This window comes from Bifidobacterium gallicum DSM 20093 = LMG 11596 (assembly GCF_000741205.1).
Lineage (GTDB): Bacteria > Actinomycetota > Actinomycetes > Actinomycetales > Bifidobacteriaceae > Bifidobacterium > Bifidobacterium gallicum.
In genome coordinates this window covers 353,759-376,581 of the sequence record NZ_JGYW01000005.1, presented here as the reverse complement: position 1 = coordinate 376,581, position 22,823 = coordinate 353,759, and the positions used below count along the sequence as shown (strand labels likewise).

At 54.9% G+C, this 22,823-nt stretch carries 18 protein-coding genes and 1 pseudogene; 12 read left to right on the top strand and 7 right to left on the bottom strand.

The genetic code is table 11. The annotated features are described in order from the left end of the window. The first annotated feature begins 1 nt into the window (after window position 1). Entirely contained in the window at window positions 2-1,264 is a 1,263-nt protein-coding gene (locus BGLCM_RS06085; protein ID WP_006294815.1) for an amino acid ABC transporter permease, read from the top strand. A 1,108-nt stretch (window positions 1,265-2,372) separates the two neighbouring features. Further along, window positions 2,373-3,401 (top strand): PPK2 family polyphosphate kinase, encoded by a 1,029-nt coding sequence (locus BGLCM_RS06080; RefSeq protein WP_006294811.1) that lies wholly within the window; start codon window positions 2,373-2,375, stop codon window positions 3,399-3,401. Window positions 3,402-4,290: 889 nt separating this feature from the next. Here BGLCM_RS06080 and BGLCM_RS06075 read toward each other — a convergent pair. Next, window positions 4,291-6,885 carry a DEAD/DEAH box helicase gene (locus BGLCM_RS06075; RefSeq protein WP_006294808.1) on the bottom strand — a complete coding sequence of 865 codons (2,595 nt, stop codon included), beginning with the start codon at window positions 6,883-6,885 and terminating at the stop codon, window positions 4,291-4,293. 192 nt (window positions 6,886-7,077) lie between these two features. Here BGLCM_RS06075 and BGLCM_RS06070 point away from each other — a divergent pair, with 192 nt between their 5' ends. The 6 genes and pseudogenes from BGLCM_RS06070 to BGLCM_RS06050 all read left to right on the top strand — a co-directional run bounded on the left by BGLCM_RS06070 (window position 7,078) and on the right by BGLCM_RS06050 (window position 12,635). Next, a complete protein-coding gene (locus BGLCM_RS06070) occupies window positions 7,078-8,460 on the top strand; it encodes a replication-associated recombination protein A (protein ID WP_006294807.1) in 1,383 nt (460 codons plus the stop codon). A 480-nt stretch (window positions 8,461-8,940) separates the two neighbouring features. Further along, a pseudogene (locus BGLCM_RS06065) lies at window positions 8,941-9,447 on the top strand (MFS transporter); the annotation flags it as partial. Between the two features lie 45 nt (window positions 9,448-9,492). After that, window positions 9,493-9,624, top strand: a complete 132-nt coding sequence (locus BGLCM_RS08705) for a hypothetical protein (protein ID WP_006294805.1) — start codon at window positions 9,493-9,495, stop codon at window positions 9,622-9,624. A 352-nt stretch (window positions 9,625-9,976) separates the two neighbouring features. After that, entirely contained in the window at window positions 9,977-10,192 is a 216-nt protein-coding gene (locus tag BGLCM_RS08665; protein WP_238548640.1) for a hypothetical protein, read from the top strand. An 86-nt stretch (window positions 10,193-10,278) separates the two neighbouring features. Then, the gene (locus BGLCM_RS06055; RefSeq protein ID WP_006294801.1) at window positions 10,279-10,650 is read left to right on the top strand and encodes an MGMT family protein; all 372 of its coding nucleotides are present in this window, start codon (window positions 10,279-10,281) and stop codon (window positions 10,648-10,650) included. A 470-nt stretch (window positions 10,651-11,120) separates the two neighbouring features. Beyond that, window positions 11,121-12,635 (top strand): MFS transporter, encoded by a 1,515-nt coding sequence (locus tag BGLCM_RS06050; RefSeq protein ID WP_148401540.1) that lies wholly within the window; start codon window positions 11,121-11,123, stop codon window positions 12,633-12,635. 174 nt (window positions 12,636-12,809) lie between these two features. On the opposite strand, the gene BGLCM_RS06045 is transcribed toward BGLCM_RS06050, so the two are convergent. Next, window positions 12,810-14,624 (bottom strand): AMP-dependent synthetase/ligase, encoded by a 1,815-nt coding sequence (locus BGLCM_RS06045; RefSeq protein ID WP_044085145.1) that lies wholly within the window; start codon window positions 14,622-14,624, stop codon window positions 12,810-12,812. 532 nt (window positions 14,625-15,156) lie between these two features. Between BGLCM_RS06045 and BGLCM_RS06040 the strand changes: the two genes are divergently transcribed. Together BGLCM_RS06040 and BGLCM_RS06035 are read left to right on the top strand one after the other, a co-directional pair. Continuing rightward, window positions 15,157-17,004 carry a DUF6508 domain-containing protein gene (locus BGLCM_RS06040; RefSeq protein WP_052295100.1) on the top strand — a complete coding sequence of 616 codons (1,848 nt, stop codon included), beginning with the start codon at window positions 15,157-15,159 and terminating at the stop codon, window positions 17,002-17,004. Window positions 17,005-17,104: 100 nt separating this feature from the next. Continuing rightward, entirely contained in the window at window positions 17,105-17,803 is a 699-nt protein-coding gene (locus BGLCM_RS06035) for a GNAT family N-acetyltransferase (RefSeq protein ID WP_044085049.1), read from the top strand. 191 nt (window positions 17,804-17,994) lie between these two features. On the opposite strand, the gene BGLCM_RS06030 is transcribed toward BGLCM_RS06035, so the two are convergent. Together BGLCM_RS06030 and BGLCM_RS08075 are read right to left on the bottom strand one after the other, a co-directional pair. Further along, entirely contained in the window at window positions 17,995-18,375 is a 381-nt protein-coding gene (locus BGLCM_RS06030; RefSeq protein WP_044085047.1) for a DUF488 domain-containing protein, read from the bottom strand. Window positions 18,376-18,446: 71 nt separating this feature from the next. Beyond that, window positions 18,447-18,929 (bottom strand): GNAT family N-acetyltransferase, encoded by a 483-nt coding sequence (locus BGLCM_RS08075; protein WP_006294794.1) that lies wholly within the window; start codon window positions 18,927-18,929, stop codon window positions 18,447-18,449. A 469-nt stretch (window positions 18,930-19,398) separates the two neighbouring features. Between BGLCM_RS08075 and BGLCM_RS06020 the strand changes: the two genes are divergently transcribed. After that, window positions 19,399-19,770, top strand: coding sequence for a metallopeptidase family protein (locus BGLCM_RS06020; protein ID WP_006294793.1), 372 nt, complete (start codon window positions 19,399-19,401; stop codon window positions 19,768-19,770). 98 nt (window positions 19,771-19,868) lie between these two features. Here the strand turns inward: BGLCM_RS06020 and BGLCM_RS06015 are convergent, their stop codons facing one another. Then, window positions 19,869-20,228 carry a YccF domain-containing protein gene (locus BGLCM_RS06015; RefSeq protein ID WP_006294792.1) on the bottom strand — a complete coding sequence of 120 codons (360 nt, stop codon included), beginning with the start codon at window positions 20,226-20,228 and terminating at the stop codon, window positions 19,869-19,871. A 177-nt stretch (window positions 20,229-20,405) separates the two neighbouring features. Here BGLCM_RS06015 and tenA point away from each other — a divergent pair, with 177 nt between their 5' ends. After that, window positions 20,406-21,146 carry a thiaminase II gene (gene tenA / locus BGLCM_RS06010; protein WP_044085046.1) on the top strand — a complete coding sequence of 247 codons (741 nt, stop codon included), beginning with the start codon at window positions 20,406-20,408 and terminating at the stop codon, window positions 21,144-21,146. Between the two features lie 238 nt (window positions 21,147-21,384). On the opposite strand, the gene yhbY is transcribed toward tenA, so the two are convergent. Then, the gene (gene yhbY, locus BGLCM_RS06005; protein WP_006294790.1) at window positions 21,385-21,690 is read right to left on the bottom strand and encodes a ribosome assembly RNA-binding protein YhbY; all 306 of its coding nucleotides are present in this window, start codon (window positions 21,688-21,690) and stop codon (window positions 21,385-21,387) included. Between the two features lie 146 nt (window positions 21,691-21,836). Next, entirely contained in the window at window positions 21,837-22,625 is a 789-nt protein-coding gene (locus BGLCM_RS06000) for an aldo/keto reductase (protein ID WP_006294789.1), read from the bottom strand. Window positions 22,626-22,823 lie beyond the last annotated feature (198 nt).

Here is a 22,823-nt window from a genome sequence, read left to right as displayed (position 1 = left end):
CATGGCTAGTGCAACAGGTGAATCCGTTCTGTTCGACGCTCCGGGCCCCAAGGCCCTCAAGCGCATCCGTATTGCCAATTGGGTGGCCGGCATCATTTTTGTGATTGTGCTCGTGCTGATCCTTCTACGCTTGCACAATCCGCCGGATGGCGAGAACCAGCTCAGCTGGGAGCTGTGGAAGCCCGCTTTGGATGGTGAGGCTTGGTCCGACTTCTATCTGCCGGGTTTGTGGGCCACGATTCGCGCGTCCCTGCTCGCCGTGGTGGGGGCCGTGCTGTTTGGCTTGATTCTGGGCGTCGGCCGTTTGCTGCCGAACGTGCTGCTGCGTGGCGTGTGCGGCATTGTGGTGGAGTTCTGCCGAGCCGTGCCCGTGCTGATCATGATGATTTTCTTCTGGCGTGCGTTCGCGTTCATCGGCTGGGATAGCCCGTCGTATTGGGCTGTGGTTATTTCTCTGGTGCTCTATAACGGCTCCGTCATCGCTGAGCTCGTGCGTTCCGGCGTGGGCAACTTGCCCAATGGCCAACGAGAAGCCTCATTGGCGTTGGGTCTGACGCGCACACAGTCACTGATGCAAGTCGAAGTGCCGCAGGCGATCTTCGCCATGCTGCCTGCCGCTGTGACGCAGCTCGTCGTGGTGCTCAAGGATACGGCTCTGGGCTCGATCATCATGTATACGGATCTGCTGCAGGAGTCGCGTCGCTTGGGCTCGATGTACTTCAACATTTTGCAAACGCTCGTGGTGGCCGCCGTCATCTACTTCATCGTCTGCGCGGCGTTGTCGAAGCTGGCTGAATGGCTGCCCACACGCATGCAAGAGCGCACGATGGCGCCGACCGAAGCTGAACCGTTGGCTCCAATCGCCATCATGGATCCGTCAAACGTGAACCAGATCGCCGTGGCACACGAAGAGCAGCCATTGGGTGGTATGCAGCGTTTGTACCATGTGCATCACCGTGGCACCAACGCGAGCATCCACAAGTGGCGCGCTACGCGCTACCAGCAGGGCTTTGATGAGACGCATCCGGAAAGCCAGCATGTGGTCTCGGCTGCGCGCGATCGCGAATATCCTGAGCCCACGGGCGAGTTCCAACTCGTACAACCGCCGGATGGGCCGCTGCCTGGGACCGTCGGTGCTGGTGCCGGTGCGGCTGAGGCGAATGATGAGCTGAAGCCCAAGGCGAAGTCGAAGCCGAAAAAGCATCCGTGGCGCCGCAACGGTGGCACAGGACGTGACAACGACAACACGAAGCCCGCGTTCTAGCGCTGATGCGGTGTAGATGCTGAGGTGCCGAGGTGGCTGGCGCTGCGCTGCGCTGCCACGGCAACCCGCTTGCACGTGTGCTGATTGAAGATGCCAGGTCCGGTTCCCCTGAAAATGGGGAGCCGGACCTGGTGCGTTGTGTAGGCAAACCCAGATGCGTAGGTCTTGCTCTTCTGGCTGCGGAGTGCGTGGCCTTCGTCGCAGACGAATAAGGCCAACCAACGGCCACAACAACCATGACGGATAGACACTCCAACACCAATTGCGGCGGATGGGGAAGTGACGCGCGCGCGTTGCTGCTCCTACCTGCGTCGTTTCATCCCTGCTGGCATCACCAGAGCCGCACCTTCATGCTCAGCTCATGCGCAGGTGCCCCAACATGCATCTTTGCTAACCAGTTTGGTCAGCAAAACTGCACTTTCAGCCCCCAAAGTGCATCTTTCCTGACCAGCATGGTCAGCAAAACTACAATTCCGGTCCTGAAAATGCATCTTTCCTGACCAGCATGGTCAGGATAATTACATTTCTGCTTCCAAAACCGCATCTTTCCTTACCAGCCTGGTCAGGAAAACTGCACTTCTATACCAGAAAATGCGTCTTTGCTTACCGACCCGATAAGCAAAGATCACAAACCAACCTTGAATCCGTAGTTTTCCGGTACCGGCCGGTACACCAAAACCACACCTTCATGCGCTGTCATTCTGTGTAGCAACTATGCATGTTGTAGCAACAGAGTGTGTTCGTCTAGCACATCGACCAGTTCCAAAGATGATTCTCCTGAGTAAACATTCTCGGCCGCGATGGCGAAATGGAGAGGTTGGAACCTCTCTGCTATTTGCTGCGCGAGATGTACCTATCAGAAGAGACGTGCCATATATGTTCTTACGTTTGTGTGGCTGGAATATTGCAGTGGCACATGATAATAAACCTCGTAATACGTATGAACTGTAGTTAGGGCCTTAGTTAGCTACGGATAGTGATAGATGAAACGACTGTATGCTACGCATGCACTGATGTGGGGACGACGGGCTAAAGCACCGGTTTCTTAGTTTTGAGGTATCGGCGGGTTTTGATGGAATTCACAGAATAACGCGCCACAATCGGCTCCATGGCAGCGGATACAGGCAAGAAGCAAGCCAAAAAGGCGTCGAAAACCAAGAAAGAGACCGCCAAGCGGTCGGATATCGGTAAGAAGCTCAAGAAGATTGAAAAGCGCATCGCCAAGATCAACACGATGGATGATGTGGTTGAACGCATGACTGCGGCGGCAAAAGCCAGTGAGAAACTCAGTTCGGTGTTCACGCAGCCGCCAGCCCAACGGTTGGTGTTCCGTAAGAATGAAACGCATCTGACTGATATTGATGCGGGGTCCACGCCGGGGTTCCATGGCACCAAAGAGGAATGCCAACGGTTCCTTGATTTGAGCGCATTGGAAATTGAACGCTACCAGCAGCTCATGTATGCGAACGGTACTCGTGGCGACATGCGCAGGGTGCTGATTATCTTGCAGGGCATGGATGCTTCAGGCAAAGGTGGCATCGTCAAGCATGTGTTCAGTCAGGTCAATCCGATGGGCATCCATTATCACGGCTTCGGAGCTCCAACCGCTGTGGAGAAGGACCACAATTACCTGTGGCGTATTCGCAAGGAACTGCCGAACCCGGGTTGGATTGCCATCTTCGATCGGTCCCAATATGAAGACATCGTGATGCCCCATGTCTATGGCACATTGCCTGAAGATGAGTGGATGCAGCGATATGACGAAGTCAATGAATTCGAACATAACCTCGTTGCCTCAGGCTGTGCCGTACTGAAGTTCTACTTGGTCTCCAGCAAGGAAGCGCAGAAACAGCATTTCTTAGGTCGTTTGGATGACCCGCGCAAATTCTGGAAATTCGACCCCAGTGATTTGGAAGCTCGTGACCGCTGGAACGACTACATGACAGCCTGGCAAGACGTATTTGAACGCACCAGCACCACATGGGCTCCTTGGTATTTGATTCCAAGTGACCAGCGCTGGTACTCACGCATGGTCGTCTCCGAACTGCTGCGCAACACGATGAAGAACTTCAACATGACATGGCCGTCACTGGACGTTGACCGCGAATCGATTATCAATCAATTGAATGAAAGGTGAATTAATAATTATTCTCCTGAATCCCTTGTGTGATTGAAAAGAATCCATCTGGCAATGGTGAATCTTGTTCGATGCATTGCATGCGATACTCGATGTTTTGCATGGAATTCATGAACTCCCAAACTAACACATAGATTGTCGGTCGAGGAGGTTCGGGGAATATCCGATATGTCAAACTCTCCACACATTCGTGTGCCATGGGGAAAGCTTCTCGATCATCCAGGCGCTGCAGTAAGGCTTCGCGCAGGGACCATGCTTGCCTGGTGTGGCCTTTTGGGATGCTTGCGGTATTCGATTTGTGTGGTGGCGAGATGGCCTCCCATTAATAACCATGTACGATTACCGTCGGGATTGGGCGGCAATGTGTATTGGGGAATCTATGCTCAACATACTTTATTGCTCGGAAGCATTCGTTCTTTGATCGGTAGACATGCAACAGATCGCCCCAATCGATTGGCTTTCTCCATACAACAGTATGGATTGATTGTTGAGAAAGTGGGTGGCTCTCGTCAGTCTCTGAAATGTGTGGTGTGTAAAAATGGCTTCCTATGGAAAGGAATGCAACAATGACAGCAATTATCAGTTTTGGCATAAGTCTAATCTTTCATCGTTGAAAGTGTATTTCATGCAAAATATTTTATAATGTTAATTCTAATGTCACAATGAACAAACAATGCTAATTGTTGGATTCATTATTCCTGAGGGAACATATATTGCAAATATTAGAATATTTGCGATGTATTGACTGCTCATGAGTGCGAGAAACTGAATACTGTTGCCTCATTGCAAAACAGGTGGTCTGCATATCTACATATGCAGCACCACCTGTTTTTGACTGCCAATTTTACTGAATTATGGGAATTGGAGATGTCGATTGAGCGTTGTGGCATCAGATGGTGTCGACGGAGTATTCCTTGAAGACGACTTCGCCGGTTTCTTGGGTGGCGTCGAGGTCGATGGTGCCGGTGATGGCCCAGTCGTGATCGCCGTCGGAGTCGTCGATGATTTGGCGCACCTTCCAAGTATGGTTTTCCAGTTCACCGCGCACGTCGAGGATGAACCATTCGCCGCTGCGAGCGGCCGCATCAATGCCCACGTACTCATGCTGGTCGTAGAAATCGTCGAGCACATCGTTCCACTCGTGGGGGCCATATCCCCAGGGTCGATCGAGTGTGCCCAAAGTTTCTGCATCTTCAAGGTCCATAAATTGCACGCGGCGCCACATGGCGTTGCGTACGAGCACGGTAAGGCCTCGACGGTCTTCAACAACGGCGTTCTTGTCAACGCTAGGCGCGGCAAGATTGGCTGCCGTTTCCGAATCGGTGGTACCGGCTTGTTCCCATTCATCAACGAGGCTCGAATCAATCGAGCGCACCACAAGACGCAGCCATGAAATGATGTCGCTGAGCTGTTCATTGCGTTTCTCAGGAGGCACCGTGTATGCCAGTGCGCGGTAAGCGTCAGACAGGTAACGCAGCAACGTGCCTTCGGAGCGTGCGATGTTGTAGCGGGCGATGTATCCCGTGAAGTCGGATGCCGTTTCCACCATGTCGCGTACCACTGACTTGGGCGAGAGCCAGTAATCATTGGCCCATGGCACATCATGGCGATACTGTGTGAACGCGGCGTCCAGCAGCTCTTCCAAAGGCTTCGGGTAAGTGATTTCTTGCAAGCGTTCCATGCGCTCGTCGTATTCCACGCCATCAGCCTTCATCTCACTCATAGCCTTATCACGCGCTTGGCGTTGCTGCGCTTTGAGAATCTGACGCGGGTCTTCCAACGTGGCTTCGACCATGGAAAGCACGTCCAGCGCATAAGTGGGTGATTCAGGGTCGAGCAGTTCAAGTGCCGCAAGCAGGAACGGGGAGAGCGGTTGGTCCAATGCCAGATTGTCGGGCATCTCCACAGTCAAGTAATAGAACTGTCGGCCATCCTCATCAGTTTCGACTTCAATGACATTCGTATCAAACAGCGTCTGGAAAATCTCGTCAGCCCGCTGATGCAGCTTCTCTTTTTCTTCCGGTGTCTGCGATGAATCGTCAATAAGACGGCTGACGCGCTTGCGTGTATCACCACCTTGCTGCACCATGTTGAGCACCAAGGAATGTGTAATCTCCAAATGAGGTTTAAGCGTTTCCGGTTCGGCATCAATGAGCTTGTCGAACGTGGACTCATTCCAAGCCACAAATCCTTCAGGCGCTTTCTTACGCTTGATTTTCTTGAGTTTCTTCGGATCATCCCCGGCTTTGGCGATCGCACGAGCGTTTTCAATCTCAAACTCGGGAGCCTCGGCAATAACCAGACCCTCCGTATCGAATCCCATACGACCTGCACGCCCGGCAATCTGATGGAATTCACGGGCACGCAGCTTGCGCATACGGCTGCCGTCAAACTTCGTCAACGCGGTCAACACCACCGAGTGAATCGGTACATTGATGCCCACGCCCAATGTGTCGGTGCCACAGATGACTGGCAGCAACCCTTGCTGGGCGAGTGTTTCGACGAGACGGCGATATCGGGGCAGCATGCCGGCATGGTGGATGCCTACGCCTGTGCGCAGCAAACGATGCAGGATTTTACCGAACGCAGTCGTGAATTTGAATCCTTTGATCGCTTCGGCAATGGCTTCACGCTGCTCTTTGGTGGACACTCCGGCATTGGCCAAGGATTGCGCGGTATCCAAAGCTGCGTCTTGTGAGAAGTGCACGACGTAGATTGGCGTCTCTTGCTCGGCCAAAGCCGACTGAATCGTCTTCTCCAACGGTTCGGTAGTGTATTCGAACGTCAACGGGACCGGACGTGGCGCGTTGGAAATGATATCAACGTCACGATCGGTCATCTGCTCAAGTTTGTCGGCAATCTGATCGACGTTGCCGAGCGTGGCGCTCATCAACAAGAATTGGGTGTCTGGCAGTGTCAACAACGGCACCTGCCAAGCCCAACCGCGCTCAGGGTCGCCATAGTAATGGAACTCGTCCATCGCCACACAGCCCACATCGGCGCGTTTGCCTTCACGCAACGCTTGGTTGGCCAGGATCTCGGCCGTGCAACAAATGATTGGTGCGTCCGCATTGATATGTGAATCGCCGGTAATCAGGCCGACGTTTTCGCGGCCGAACACCTCGACAAGGTCGAAGAACTTCTCGGAGACGAGCGCTTTGATTGGAGCCGTGTAATAGGCGGTGCGCGCCGTGCACAACGCTGCAAAACACATGCCCAATGCCACGAGTGATTTGCCTGAACCCGTCGGCGTATTGAGCACTACATGGTCGCCGGCCAGCAAATCCATGATGGCTTCTTCTTGATGGGGCCACGGTTCGATATGTTTGTTTTGTTCGACCCATGTGAAGAAGCGCTCAAAAATCTCATCCTGGTCCAGCGGCAAATCGCGCTCAGGCGGCACCAATGCCGCCAACGAACCATAGCCAGACGTACCATTGGTGTGCTGCTCCTCGATTGTGCCGTTCTCGGTTGTGTCGCTCATGCCGCCTCGTTTCCATCACAAACGTTTTTAATTATAAGGGCCGTGCGCTCGCCGCGAATATCTGCCTCTACATGCTCAATATCAGCCACTTTGGTCAATATGCAAAGACGTGTTCGACACGCATTCGAACATATGTTCGACAATAGTCGTTATGGATACTACCATGGTGGAAGCGACGTTGGGAGGTGCGTGATGGATCAGGATCTGTTTGCGGCGGCAGAGGCTCCCGAAAGCATGGTGCGCCCGCTCGCTGTGCGCATGCGCCCCCATACATTGGACGAAGTCATCGGCCAGCAGCGTGTGCTCCAGTCCGGGTCTCCTTTGCGACGTTTAGCCGACCCTGCATCGTTGGGATCGTTGACGGCGCCAAGCTCGATTATCCTGTTCGGCCCTCCAGGCGTGGGCAAAACCACATTGGCCACGATTGTGGCGCAACAGTCGGGCCGCGCGTTTGAGGAACTCTCGGCTGTCACGAGCGGCGTCAAGGACGTGCGCGCCGTATTGGCACGCGCACATGAACGTCTTGTGTCTTCGGGCCAAGAAACCGTGCTGTTCATTGACGAGGTGCACCGCTTCTCCAAATCGCAGCAAGACGCATTGTTACCCAGTGTGGAAAACCGTGACATCACGTTCATCGCAGCCACCACTGAGAACCCAAGCTTCTCGGTCATCAAACCGTTGCTGAGCCGGTCGGTCGTCGTCAAACTCGAATCACTCGACCATGATGAACTCGAAGACGTGATCCGCCGTGCCATTGTCAGTGAGCATGGACTGAACGAAACCGTCAGCATCAGCGACCAAGCCGTGGAAGACATTATCCGCATGGCCGGCGGGGATGCGCGCAAATCATTGACAATCCTTGAAGCCGCAGCGGGGGCGCTAGACGATGAGAGTGAGGCGCAGCGTGGCAACGGAACGACGAGCCAAGAGGGAATCCCGGAAATAACAGCCCAAATCGTGGCGCAAGTCATGGATGTGGCGACAATCCGCTACGACAAGCAAGGAGACGACCATTACGACGTGGCATCCGCGTTCATCAAATCGATGCGCGGATCGGACGTGGATGCAAGCCTGCACTACCTGGCACGCATGATCCGGGCAGGGGAGGACCCGCGGTTCATAGCGCGACGCATCATGATCGCCGCAGCTGAAGAAGTGGGCATGGCAGCGCCGCAAATCCTGCAGGTCACCGTTGCAGCAGCGCAAGCCGTGGCGCTCGTCGGCATGCCTGAAGCACGGCTAATCCTGGCGGAAGCCGTTGTGGCCGTGGCCACGGCACCCAAGTCAAACGCGACCTACCAGGCCATCAACCAGGCGCTCGCCGACGTGGACGCCGGAAAAGCGGGACCTGTGCCATTGCACTTGCGCAACGCGCCCACGAAACTCATGGAGCAGTGGGGCAATCATGAAGGCTATATTTACGCGCATGACGTGCCGGGCGCCGTGGCTACGCAACAATATTTGCCTGATGAGCTCGTGGGCACCGAGTACTACCATCCCAATGACCGCGGGTACGAGCGCGAGATAGGACCGCGACTTGAACGCATCCGCAACATTTTGCACGATGAGCGGTAGTCGAGGAAAATGAACTACGTGCTGCAACTGCAAGGCGAATCGGTAAGCCGCAATAGTCGGAACGATGTAGTGAAACAGTGTGCTGCAGCTGCGTGAGGAATCAGCGAATCGCAACTGTGTGACAAATCGGCGAACCAGAGCAGTGCGGCGCGTTAGGGGATCGCAACTGCTTGTCGAATTGGCGAGTTGGCGAGTTGGCGAGCGGGACCGACATGACGAACCGACGTGACGAAACGGCCGGCGTGGCGGATTTGTCCAGATTGAGGCGGTAGGTTACGCACTGTTGCGAGAGGAAATTGCCTTGGCGCAGCCGTGCCCTGCCGGATTCCGGAGGCCGTATTTCTGTACTCCAGATTTCAGATTTCTTTCACGATGTCGCATATTACCGTGCCCGTATCAGCCTCGCCTTCATCCAAACAAGCCAGTCAATTGAACGATTCCTCGCAACCTGATGAACGGTTGCAGGAGGAAGAAACCTATATCCAGGACGAATGGGGTGGCTCTCCCGCGCCTGCAGCCAATGACCGCGTTCCCGGATACCTGATTGGATCAATTGGAGCCGTGGGCTCCTTGGCGTTCCTTGGCATTCTGACCGAAACGTTGATGACCGTGCTATTTCCTGAACTCATGCGCGAATTCGGTGTTTCCACAGCCACTGTGCAATGGGTGACGACCATCTACCTGCTCGTCGTGGCCGCGACGATGCCTATTTCAGGATTTTTGACGCGGCGGTTCACGCTGAAAACCGTGTTCGTGGCCGCAGTGACATTCGCGGTCGTAGGCTCACTCGTCATGCTCGTCAGTGTCCAATTCTGGCTCGTGCTGGTGGCGCGCGTATTGCAAGGCATCGGTTCAGGTATTGCCACGCCGCTGATGATGAATATCATTCTTGAGCAAGCGCCGCGTACCAAGATCGGCAAACTCATGGGCATCGGTTCACTCGTGATCACGGTGGCTCCGGCGATTGGCCCGACCGTGGGCGGCGCTGATTGTCGCATCGAGTAATCCTTATGCTGCGTAGAATGTGGTGACATGGTGCTGATGATTCGTGAACAAGATCTGGAAAGCGTTCTTGCTCAACGACGCAATTTCATCGGCTTAAAGCCGCTGGGTGAGAGCCTCCTGACTCTAATAACTGGCATATTTTATTCCAGCGGCTTTTGATGTTGAGCATTATGTAGGAGGAGTCTTTCTGCTGGTGCTCGGAATTGCACTGACAGTGTACGGGATTGTTGGGTTGATATTGCGCCCATATACTGCAGAAAACTTATACAAGGAGATAGCCGCCATGAATATTGTCGAAAGTTCGATTATGGCAATCAGGAACCCGGCGACTGGATTTGAGAACAGGTTTCTTTAGTATTGGGATGCGGAATGGAACTGCTGGTTTTTCCCGAATCGCCGTTCCACTCCTGATATCGCAGACGATACCCGAGATCTGATCAATTACCTGTATGCCGAATATGGCCTTCCGAAAGATGATTGCCAGCTCGAGATTCGCGGTACCGGCGAAAGTGTGAAGAATTCAACAGAACACGAAGAAACACGCCATTATGTCTACCGGCTGTATGAAGCAATCCTTTTCAACTTGCCGGAGCAACGGGCCCCTGAGGGAACCTTCACTGTTGGTGGCCACCAGTGCAAATGGGCTACTATCGCCGACATGCTGGCCGATCCTGCATCAAAAACCATCAATCATGATGTCATTGCCTTGGTGCGATACAACATCTAGAATCGCATATCAAGTTATTGTTCCGAGCAACAAAAACTAGAGGATATGTATTTAGCAACCGCACCATGGAGTAACTGTTGACCACCATGACTGAAGGGTTTTCGCAGGCCGTGTACCGCGTTGTCATGGCCATTCCGCAAGGATATGTGGCTACGTATGGCATGGTGGCGCAGCTGGCCGGGCGCCCGCGAACGGCGCGCATGGTAGGGGGAGTATTGCACCGCAATCCGCAGCCCGGCGTCATTCCTTGCCATCGCGTGGTGTTCCGTGATGGTTCGTTGGCTCCGGGATTCGCCTTTGGGGGCCCAGGGGAGCAGCAGGCTTTGCTGGAACAGGAATGCGTACGTTTTATCGCTGGCGATGACTCAAACGCTGGAGCCGCGGGCATGCGCGTCGACCTGCAACAATGCTTGTGGGATGGCCGCATGAATGGTTCGGAAGAACAGCACATTGAATAGTGCCGAAAACAGTGGCGGAAACGGTGCGCTGCCGAGCATAACAACATGAGGAATGTCCGCCATGCTGAGGTACATTCCAAACGGTCCCAGTACGGTTCCGCCAGCACACCCGCATGCACTAGGATGCGGACTTGGCCGGACCGCCATGATTCCCATGCATACGCGGTGACCGCAATACCGACACATTGACACGCATAGAGCGCCAACGGGCTTTTACCATGTTCAACAGCCCAAGAATCGCGTCGCTATGCGGCTTTGGCATGGCCTCATGGACTCATGCATATAAGGGGCGTACGAAACCCGACGAATCGGGCAATTGTCGCGGCAGAGCAATCTGCACGTGCATAAGGAGAGGCAAGACACAACAACTCATGTCACAGAACCCAACGACCATGTCCATGAACGCCCGCAGGAATGAACCATCCTTGGATCCCTTGGACCCCTTGGATTCCTTGCATTCCGTGGACGCCATGGATGATCGCGCCTACAAGATCGAGAACGAAGAACGGCTCGCCACAACCAACGAGCACATCCCCGGATTCCTGATCGGCTCCATCCTGGCCGTAGGATCCCTGGCCTTCCTCGGCATTCTGACCGAGACAGTCATGACCGTGCTCTTCCCGGCACTCATGCAGGAATTCCATGTGGACACCGCCACCGTGCAATGGGTGACCACGATTTACATTCTCGTAGTCGGTGCGATCATGCCGATTTCGAGCTACCTCAAACGACGCTTCACGTCAAAATCGCTGTTTGTATTCGCGCTTGCCACCGCGGTCGCCGGCCCGATTATCATGTATTTCTCCACAGCGTTCTGGATGGTGTTGGGCGCGCGCGTGGTCCAAGGCGTGGGCGCTGGCATTGCCACCCCGCTAATGATGAACATCATTCTTGAGCAGTCGCCCAAATCCAAGGTGGGCCGTCTGATGGGCATCGGCTCGCTCGTAATTACCGTGGCACCGGCCATTGGCCCGACTGTTGGCGGCGCACTGACTGAAGTGATGACCTGGCGGCAAGTGCTATTGTTGACGATTCCGATTTTGCTGATCATATCCTTGCCATTGGGATTGAAGAGCATTCGCCAGATGGTTGCTCCTGTCCACGCCGAATTTAACCTTGCGGGATTCGTTTCGATTTTTGTGGCGCTGATCGGCCTGGTATTGGGCGTGAACCAGATTGGTTCCGGCATCTCGCATATGGTAGCCGGCACCAACGCGACGACGGCGCTCATCATCGGTGTGGTGGCGTTGCTCGTGGGTATCGCGTCACTCGTGTTCTTCTGCTGGTCGTCAAGCCGTTCCTTCTCGCCATTGCTGCGTCTGGGTTGGCTGCGCGACCCGATTTCACTGCTGCACGTGTTGCCGTATTTGCTGATGCCAATGCTTGGTATCGGTTTCGGCTATGTCATCACCAATCTGGCGCAGCTTGGCATGGGACAAAGCGCACTGATTTCCGGCCTGCTCGTGTTGCCGGGCGCTTTGGTTGGCGCGTTCTTCGCGCCCGTGGGCGGCATGCTCTATGACCGGTTCGGCGCACGCCTGCCGATTCTCGTGCCGATGTTCGTGTCGGTTGTGGGCTTGCTGCTCATGATTGCGTTCGCGACCACGATGTCGCCCTTCATGCTGGCTGCGTTCTATTTCATCTTTGGTGTGGGCTATTCGTTGAGCATTTCGAACATCATGACCGACGGCATCGCCGGCATCCCACCCCAGTTCATTCCTGACGGCACGGCCGTGTTCCAGACCTCACTACAGGTCGGCGGCGCTTTTGGCATGACGGTTTTCTCCACGATTATCACCGTGGCGCAGGCCGGTAACGGCGCTGAGGGAACGGCGGCTTACGCTCACGCCACGATGTTCGGCGGCTCATGCGTGTTCCTGACGATGCTTGTCATTGAGCTGATCGCCATTGGCTGCCTCATCGCAGCGTTCCATCTGCGCGCCCGTCGCGATGGAGAAACAAGCATGGATCGAGGCATTCAGTGACACCACACATGTCTCGTTAGGATAGCCCGCATCTGGCTGAGCCAAGCGGGAGATCCGCCAGTGTGCGGCACTTATGAGGCACTTGCGCGCCATGCCGGCAACACACTGTCAACTTATGATAAAGGCCGTAACCAGGCAATCGCTTGGTTACGGCCTTCCGTCAATCCGCTGCCGTCACTTCTTGCGCGGCACGTAGATCACAGTATCGATGAGCTTCTTGTAATGCTCCACAATCTGCGCGCGACGCGTCTTGAGAGACGCGGTAATCATGCCGTTGTCCACCGTCCACTCGTCAGGCAGAATCTCGAACTTGCGGATTGATTCGGCACGCGACACACCCTCGTTGGCGCGCTTGATAATGCGCTCCACTTCCATGCGGATAATCGGGTTCTTCGACAGTTCCTCAAGATTTTCAGCCGGTTGCGCACCGTGGGCCACGAGCCATGCGTTCGCGTCTTCAAGATCAAGCGTGATCAGCGCCGCGATGAAAGGCTTACGGTCGCCAATAATCAGCGCTTGCGAAATCACAGGCGACGTCATGATCGTGGTTTCCAGCACGGACGGCGACACGTTCTTGCCGCCTGCCGTAATGATCAGGTCCTTCTTGCGTCCCGTGATAGTGATGAAGCCGTCCTCATCGATATCGCCGAGGTCGCCCGTATGGATCCATCCGTCCACAATCTGCTGTGCCGTGACTTCAGGCTGGTTATGGTAGCCCATGCACACGCACTGACCCTTGAAACACAACTCGCCGTCCTCGGCCACGCCGGCCGTAGTGCCGCACAGCGGCTGGCCGATGGTGCCAATGTGGTTGTTTTCGGGCAAGCTTACGGACACGGGTCCCGAAGTTTCCGTCATGCCGTAGCCCTCGAGCACGGGCATGCCGATGCCATTGAAGAAGTTCGACAGTCTTGAGTCCATCGGCGCGCCGCCCGTGATCGCGAAATCGGCGTTTGGTCCAAAAATCGTGCGGATTTTCTTATACACGATGTTCTCGTAGAACGCATGCTTCATGCGTAGCCGCAGCGTCGGCTTCTCTCCGGCCTGTTCCAGCGCCGACCATTCAATCGCGCATTCGGCGGCTCCCGCGAACATCTTGCCCGCAACGCCCGTACCGGCACGCTGGGAGGCCGCGTTGTACACCTTCTCGTACACGCGCGGCACAGCCAGCAGCAGTGTGGGACCGAACGTTTCGAAATCCTTGACAATTGTCTTCATGTTGCTGCTCAGACCCACGGTCAACGTGCCCGAGAATCCCACAATGCACATGAACCGTGCGAACACATGGCTCATCGGCAGGAACAGCAGCAGCCTGCGGTCGGGAATGTTGATGGCGCGCGGCATGTATTGCAACGCGTCCATGCATTCAGCGGCCATGTTGCGGTGTGAAATTTCCACACCTTTCGGCGTGCCTGTGGAGCCTGACGTGTAAATGATCGTCGCCAGGTGGTCGCCGTGGCAGGCATCCTTGCGCGCCTGGAACTCACGGTCGTCCACGCTCGTGCCAAACGCGCGGATCGCATCGATTGCGCCGGCCGTGATTGTGAATTCGTCACGCAACGACGGAATGTCGTCGTTGACCGTTTCAATCTTGGCGGCCTGTTCGTCATCTTCGGCGAAAGCCAACACCACTTCAGAATCGTTGAATACCGAGCGGATTTGCGAGGGGGAGTTCGTTTCGTAGACGGGTACTGTCACGCAGCCAATCGACATGATGGCCATGTCCAGCGCCACCCACTGCCAGCTTGTGTGGGCGATGATCGCGACGGACTCACCCGGACGTGCTCCCCATCCAATCAGGCCTTTGGCGATTGACTTCACGAGGTCACGAAACTCGGTGGCCGAGTAATTCTGCCACGCGCCGGCTTCATCCTTGTAACTGATCATTGGGGTGTCCGGCAGTCGTGAGACACGGTCCTCAAGAAAATCGTACAAGTTGATATCCGCATCGATGGGATGCTTGAGGGGCGTTGTGTAACGCTTCACGATGCCGTCGGATGCATCGGGAGTCAGCTGCACGCTGTTGTGCTGCTCGTCGTTGGTCGCGGCAGCGGTGGCGTCAGCCTGCGGGGTGGAGATTTCTTGCGCTGCTTGGGGGTCAGAAGCAGTGCCCAGTGTTGATTTTTCATCTGTTCCCATACTCTATGCTGTACCGGAACGCCCCTACATTTTTCCGTCAAAAAACCGCTGTATTGGTGCGTTTTGGCCATTTTCTTACGATTCCGTAGGTTACGGGGGCGTACGGTTTTCTCTATACTCGAACATCGGCGTGTCGAATAGAGATCGCGTGGCTCGTTTTGGGCTTGAGTGTTGCGTGCGTTGAACGCCATGCCATAGAATGACCCCTAGAGTTCGTCCGCCCCTTGGGCTCGTACACCGGGACTGGGGAAACCGTTTGGCAATCTTGCGAACCCGACCGGCATCCGCAGGTGCCTTTCGGGTTATATTGAGATTTCTGTGGTTGACTCAGTGGCATACATCACTTCGTGCATGAGTTGGACGCTACAAGGAGGAGTACACCATGACGCGAGAGCATTGCATCTGCGGCGCCCCACTCAAAGGCTTGTCGGTTGAAGGCGCGTCGCGCTTCGGCTTCGTTCCCGCTTCCTCTTTGGCCCATCACAATTACGACATCCCGTTTGATGTGGGTGTGACATTGCTTGGTGCCCGCGTGTTTGAATGCTGCCCCAATTGTGGCGCGTTGGTGGCCTGTGAATATCCCACAGTTGAAGGCCAGGTACGTGATGAAGACCCGCTGATCACTTATGGACCAGGCACCGTATATGAAGAATGCGATGTTTCTTCCGTACCCACCACATACCGCTCGTTCCGTGCGTTGATGAGTTCCGGAGTGACGGGCGGCTACATGTATTCGGGTGTGTTCAAACAGCACATTGCCGATCTCTACCACACCACAGTCGATCAGATGCCCGGTTGGAAAGTGGTGCGCGACACGATCATGGATCCGGCCAATATCGCCGTGGATGAATGGTGGAGCGCGGCCATCGGCCGCAATTTCATCGTGCTCTACGAAAACGCGAAGGTGTTGCGTCTGGTTGCCGCATGGCATCGCGTTGAAGGCACAGATCCTAGAAACGAACGCATTGAACGCTTGCAACATATGCGCACGGACATGTTGTCCGATTCAGCCAGCGACACGATGGAGGTCAGCCAGTTCAAAGCGCAGCTTGAACTGCCCGACGTCAAACGCCAGCTGATCCATCTGGGTAATGTGGGGCGTGCCCGATTGAACAACAATTCGATCACGATTGGACGCCATTTGCTTGATTTGCGCTTATGGGTCGCCCAATCGGTACTTGCCGAAGGCAATGCGCTGTTTGAAGCCAATGCCGTGCACAACACGAATGAGACACGGTTCGGTATCTGGCACGCCGAAGTCGACAATGTCGACAACGTTGATAGTGCATCGGAATCCGAATCGCGCCCATCCGATGCGCAATCCGCAGTTGATGATGCCACTGATGATTCGTCCCCACTGACAGCTGCCGCGGCAGGGAACGGTCAACCGGCCGCCAGCGAAGTGGACATGCTGTTTCGCCATAACAATGTCGTACGTGTGTCATGCACATGCGAGGAAGGGCAGAATGGCGAAATTTGCAAGCATATTGTCGCTGCGGCGTTGCAGGTGGCCAGCCATTTCAAAACGAGCGTGCGTTTGCCCGACCTCTCCGGCGGCAAGTCGGTAGGGGCGCGCGGCGCCGACAACACGTCGGTGGATAGTGAACGCTACCAACATTATGCCGACGCTGTCTCGATGCTGCACCAGGTGCAGCCCACAGAACCGCGTTTCGAGGCATTGACTGCATTCATCACCTCATTCAAAGAGCCCCCGGAACCATTGCATCGCGTCGAGTTCATGGCAGTGGATGCCGCAGGATCGCATCGTATCGGGTATTCCGTGTATTCGGAAGTGGTGCTGTCGTTCATTGAAGCCGTGTTGCATGATTCCGACGACCAGTACACCAAGGTGCTGCATCGGTATGGGCTTGATAAAGACGTGTCATTGGATATCCTCAACACCGACCATCTGGACGATACGTTGATTGTGGCGTTGCTGACCATGCTGGTCTACAAAGAACGCCGCAATGAAGGCGTGATTGCCGAAGCGCTCGAAGACGGTTCGCTCGTGCGGCTGCTGGAACGGTTGCGTGACGTGGATTCCTCGCGTGGCACCAAAGAAGACAAAGCCATACGTCGTAAGCAATTGCAGAGCAAAGGCACGCGTACCGGCCGTATGTTGGGCGGATTGGGCGTCGGTATGACGGGTGGTCCCATCGGGCCGCGCGGGTTGTCCACTTCGCCAGCACCCTCACCAACACCGACGCAACCAGACGGTGACGACCACTGATCTGCCAACAATGCACGCCTGCCCGATGCGGGCGCGTAACAGGTTGTGCCTTGCGCTAGACGTCATTGGTATGCCTGCATAAGCGCGTATGATAAGTGCCATGACGACGAATACAGATACAGTCACGTTCCGTCTGCTTGAGCGCGACGATTATCCGGCATTGATTGAACTGGTACGCGAAGCATGGTATTCGGACGTATCCGATGAGCAAATCGCCCGTGATTTGGCTGAACTCGACTTTGAACGCAGCCTGGCACGTGCCACCACAGCCCAAGTGGCGGTGCGTAACGGCATTGCCGTCGGTTTGATTTTGGGACGCATCGACACGAAGGAAACGCGTCCTCTCGTCAACACGCATCATACGAATGTGGTGCGCTTGGAAACGCAGCTCATGCGTTCGGCTGAGGGGCGTAAGCAGTTGGCCCAACTGCATCGCATGTTCCGTGAACAGCGCAAACTGTTGAAGCTCGCCAAGGATTCAGGCAACGCTTATGATGGCGAAATCATCATGTTCCTGATCGATCCGGCATTGCGTGGCAAAGGCATTGGCAAGCGCCTGTTCGATTGGATGCTTGGGGAATTCAAGGCCGCAGGCGTGCTCAACTATTTCTTATGGACCGATACGACGAGCGATTATGGCTTCTATGATCACCAGGGCATGAATCTGGCCGGTGAACAGCAGCCGATGCCGCAACGTTCCACTGAAAACATGAAACTCGACCAGCATCTGCGCGTGCTGATGTACGACAACGAAACGGATTTCGCCAACGAAGGCGTAAACCCGTTGGGCCGTGACTGATTCTGATTCAGCCATCACATAAGATGTTCATCACCATAGTGGGGCCGTGGAAGCTGGGTATCCTCCTTCCACGGCCCTTCCATTATCTATACCGATGATTGGCGTCGGTTCCTTGCAGTGGTAGGGACGATTGACCAATCATTGCCATTGGATGCCACATGCGTCGACCAAGTGTCGTTGCTGCACCGTTATTATTGATTGTTCCACTGCTGTTCAAGCCATGATTTGAGTACCACGGCATTGTTGTGTTCGGTGTCTTTGGCGCCATAGAGCAGCGTAACGTTGCGCGACTGCAGTTCCTTATGGATGTCGGCGGCGAATTGGTGGGCCGCTTCGCTGCCATCGAGTTCCTCATCGAAACGCTGCTCAAACTGCTCAAACTTGTGCGGGTCATGTCCGAACCACTTGCGCAGGTCCGTGGAAGGGGAGACTTCGGCGCGTTCCCATTCATCGAGATCGGCACGCTCTTTGGAGATGCCTCGTGGCCACAGCCGGTCAACGAGCACACGGAATCCATCATCTGGCGACTGCGCTTCATAGATGCGTTTGATCTTCAATTCATGCATAACCATGGGGGCTTCTTTCTTTACTAATGTCATCACAACGGGCTGGAGCGCATACTGCGCAATGTGGCACTCTTGGTTCAGGACTGGTCAAGCTTCGTATAGAACATGGCGCGTAAGCCCGGCTCACGTTTTTTGAACCCGATGGCCGCATATACATGCTGACCGGCCGGAGTGGCGTTCAAGCGCACGGCTTCGCAATCCAATGTTTGTGTCGCATCATCGACGAGCCGTTGCATGACTTGTTTGGCAATACCGCGTCCGCGATATTCAGGACGCGTCAACATATTGAACACTTCACCCACACGACCCGTGGGGAATTCAGGACGCGGCGGTTTTTCCTCAGTCAACAGCCAAGCAGTGGATGCAATCGTGCCATCCTCATCTTGAGCAACATAGATATATAAATCATCGCCCAAATGGTCGAGAATGAATTGTGGCACCGCTTGTTCCATCGTGCGCTGCTGCTCATCGGTCAAAGCGCCATGTTCGGCATGCATGTAATCCATGCGCAGTGCGGTGAGTTGATCGATATCCGCTGATGTGGCAAGCCGAATCTGCATGCAATCTCCTTTATGGGTACGGGGTACTAGCCCAGACTACTCCACGTTGGATGCCGAGGATGGTGTGCTACGCCTATCGAATGGTTTATGGCAATAATGCGCATGGCGACTATAGCTGGCGCATGTAGGGATTGCCGGCCTCCGACAGACAAACGTTGATACGCTTCCCTATCTCTTTATAGGCCCGTATCAGCAAATTCCCAACATGAGGGCGCTACAGTGTCCTTAATACGACCGCACGGTCAATGTGACTCGCGGATGCCCAGATAACAGGGGGATGTGATGGCTATGGTATCGATTGTGATTTTGGTGGCTGCGGCGCTCGTGGTGAATGTGTCGGTGGACAAAGCCGCATTGCGGAAGGAATATGCGCTGGCACGCGTGGACGACTAGGAGTAACGCGCTTGATTGATTGGTTGACATTCTGCCGGTTTGCTGGTGCAATGCGGCAGCAGATGAGGTTTGCCGCATGCATATGACTGAAGACGAATTCGCCCAAGCCGTCCATGAGGCATTGGAGCAAGTGCCGGACCGGTTCCAGCAGGCCTTGCATAACATTGCGATCACTGTGGCTGACGAGCCGACGGCCCAGCAGAAAGCCGACACCAACTGCACTGATGGGGGAGAGCTGTTGGGGCTCTACCAAGGCATTCCCTTGCCGCAGCGTACGACAGGCTATGCGGGCGTCATGCCTGATGTCATCACGATTTTCAAAGGGCCTCATGAACGCGTCTGCCAAACTAAAGACCAGATGGTACATCAAATCGGCATTACCGTGTTACATGAGCTTGGCCACTATTTTGGCTTTGATGACGCGTATTTGCATTCCCATGGGTATTAACGTTTTCCGAGTCTAACAACGTAACGTAACGAAATGAGGTGCTATGACGGTTGAAACCGCCATAGCACCTCGTTGTATAAATAAAAATCATAAATTTGTCAGCTGACGGTGGCACCGAACGGCCACAACGCAAGCTTGGCCATCTTGAAGGCCTGCAAGCCGAACGGAATGCCCACAATCGTGATGCAGTTGATCACGCCAGCCACCACGTAGCCTATCGCCATCCACAAGCCCACAAAGATGACCCAAATAATGTTGGCCACCAAAGACGGCGCGCCGCCACCATACGTGATTGTGGAACCGAACGGAGTCAGTGTGAGACCGGCCATCTTGAACGCTTGCAGCCCAAGCGGAATGCCGATGATCGAAATGCACAGAATCACACCGACCACAGCCCAACCCAAGGCGATTTCCAAGCCACCCAACAGCAACCACAAAATATTTCCTAACAGCTTCATAGTGCGCAATGTAGAGGGTGAACATGGGAAAACGCTGAAATGTCCCATGGCCATGATGCCATAAAGGCGCGTGCTCACACGCAGGGGAACCCGGGACGCGTCAAACGGACCGGGTTGAGAGAGGCGATACAGCCTGACCCTTTGAACCTGTTGGCTAATACCATCGTAGGGAGAAGAATGAGCAATCAAGGCACAACCATGCCCACCATCAGCCCAACCGACGTAACGACGTTGCCGCCTTTTGCGCGCCGCATGCGCGAAGCGGCCGCCGACGTGTGGGAAGAAGGCTATAAGCAGCCGTTCTTGCAGGAACTGGGTGAGGGCACGCTGGCCCCTGAGCGTTTCGCTTTCTATTTGATTCAAGACAACTTGTATCTCAATGATTATGCGAAAGTGCACGCGTTGGCCGTTACCAAAACCGATGACGTGGAAATCATGCGGTTCATGGCGCAAGTGCAGATGAATATTTTCAATATGGAGCAGGGCCATCACAATGAGGCACTGCGCGCGTACGGCATGGATCCTGATGAGGCTGCTGCAATCGGTCAGTCGGCGTTCGCGCATGCCTATACGTCGAACATCATGGAAATCGCATATACCAAGGATCTCGTTGACATCCTCGTGGCCGTGTTGCCGTGCGCATGGGTGTATGCCGATTATGGCGAGCGTTTGATGCGCGATTTTGGCGACAATCTTCAAGACAACCCGTATGGTGATTGGATTGCCATGTATGCGGACCCCGCATTCTGGTCAGGCGGCGTATGGCTGATTGAACATATTGAGCGTCTGGTGCAAGGGTTGCCGGAAGAGCGTTTAGCCGAGTTGGAAGCCAGCTTTGTGCGCGGCGTGCAAAACGAGTATCTGTTCTGGTCCACAGCCTATGACCGTCAGCTGGGTTGGAAACCAGGCTGGCGCTGAACTGACAAACTGGCAGACGCGTACACACTGCTAGGTGCTGACGGGCGCTGATGGGCCTCATGTGGTTGTGGACAGTTCCACGTTGCTGATGACTCATCATTGCCCATGAGATACCTAAAGATACTTTCCTCACATTAGTAAACCCTGCATTCCATCCTGTGCCAGTGGCACGGACGGGTGCAGGGTTTACTTATTCCAGGTGTTCCGGAAGTTCACAGACGGAAGCTGCTCGAGCATATTAGTCGCGCACCAAACGGATGTGTTCCACGTCAGGACGCGTGGACTTGCGGTAGAGCACAAAACGGTTGCCGATGACTTGCACGATTTGCGCGCCGATCTGACCGGCAAGTTTCTCAGCGCATTCAGCCGCGTCAAATCCGGCGCCATCCATGACCTGGCATTTGATCAGTTCGCGCTTGTTGATTGTTTCGGCGGCCTGCTTGACCACATTGTCGGTGATGTCGTTCTTGCCGATTTGTACGAGCGGGTTTTCGTGATGTGCGAGCGCGCGCAGCTGCTTGATCTGCTTCTTGGTCAATGCCATGGTGAAATCCTTGAAACGATGATGGTAATACGGTTCTTCTCGACCAGATGATTGTAGCCGGCAGCCACGCCATTGCTGCTCACTGTTGAGCAACACTGGCATGGCTGCCGGCTACGGGCGACTTGGCGCAGCCGTCCGGCTGCGGATTAGAAGTTGAACGTGTGTCCTGATGCGCCGACGCGCTGGTTGAGTCCCAGGTTCGAGATCGTATGCATTTCCTCGGGCGTCAACTCGAAGTCGAACACGTCGATGTTTTGGGCGATATGCGATGGCGAGGTGGACTTGGGCAGCGGGATCACGCCACGCTGAATGTGCCAGCGCACAATGACCTGCGAGGAGGACTTGCCGTACTTCATGCCGATTTCAATGAGTCGCTGGTCGGCGATGAGCTTCGTGTTCAAGCCTCCCAAGGGGCTCCATGCTTCCACGGTCACGCCTTGCGACTGCGTGTAATCAATGAGTTCCTGGTTCGTGAACTGCGGTGAGGATTCAATCTGGTTGACGGCCGGCTTGTAGGACGAGTGCTTGAGCAGCTCTTCGAGCTGGTCCTGTTCAAAGTTGCATACGCCGATTGCGCGCACCTTGTGCTGCTCAACCAGCTCCTGCATCTGGTCCCAGGCTTGCTGCCATCCGTCGGCCGGCCAATGGATCAGATACATGTCGACATAGTCGAGTTCCATCGTCTTCAGGCTCGTTTCGAACGCCTGCTTGGTTTGGCTTGCGCGAATGTCATCGTTCCACAGTTTGGTTGTGATGAACACGTCGTCACGGTCCAGGCCGCTGTTGCGAAAGCCGTCGGACACGTCACGCTCATTGCCGTAGATCATGGCTGTGTCAATCATGTGGTATCCCAAATCCAATGCGGTTTTCACGGCTTCAACCGTCGTGCCGCCCTTCTTGGTTTGGAACACGCCGAACCCGATTTGCGGGATCATGACCTCGTTGTTCAGTGCTGTTGCGTGCGCATATGTCACGGTTGCCTCGTTTCTATTTCGTCTGTTTCGCCAAGGCGCCCGTTGCGCCCGTTTGGCTTGCTGTCTTCATTCTATGGTTCGAGTCTGTGCTGCACGGTGGCTGAGGCTGGGAATCGTCTGATAACGAAAACTGGCGTGCGCCCGCGTCGGCCCACGCCA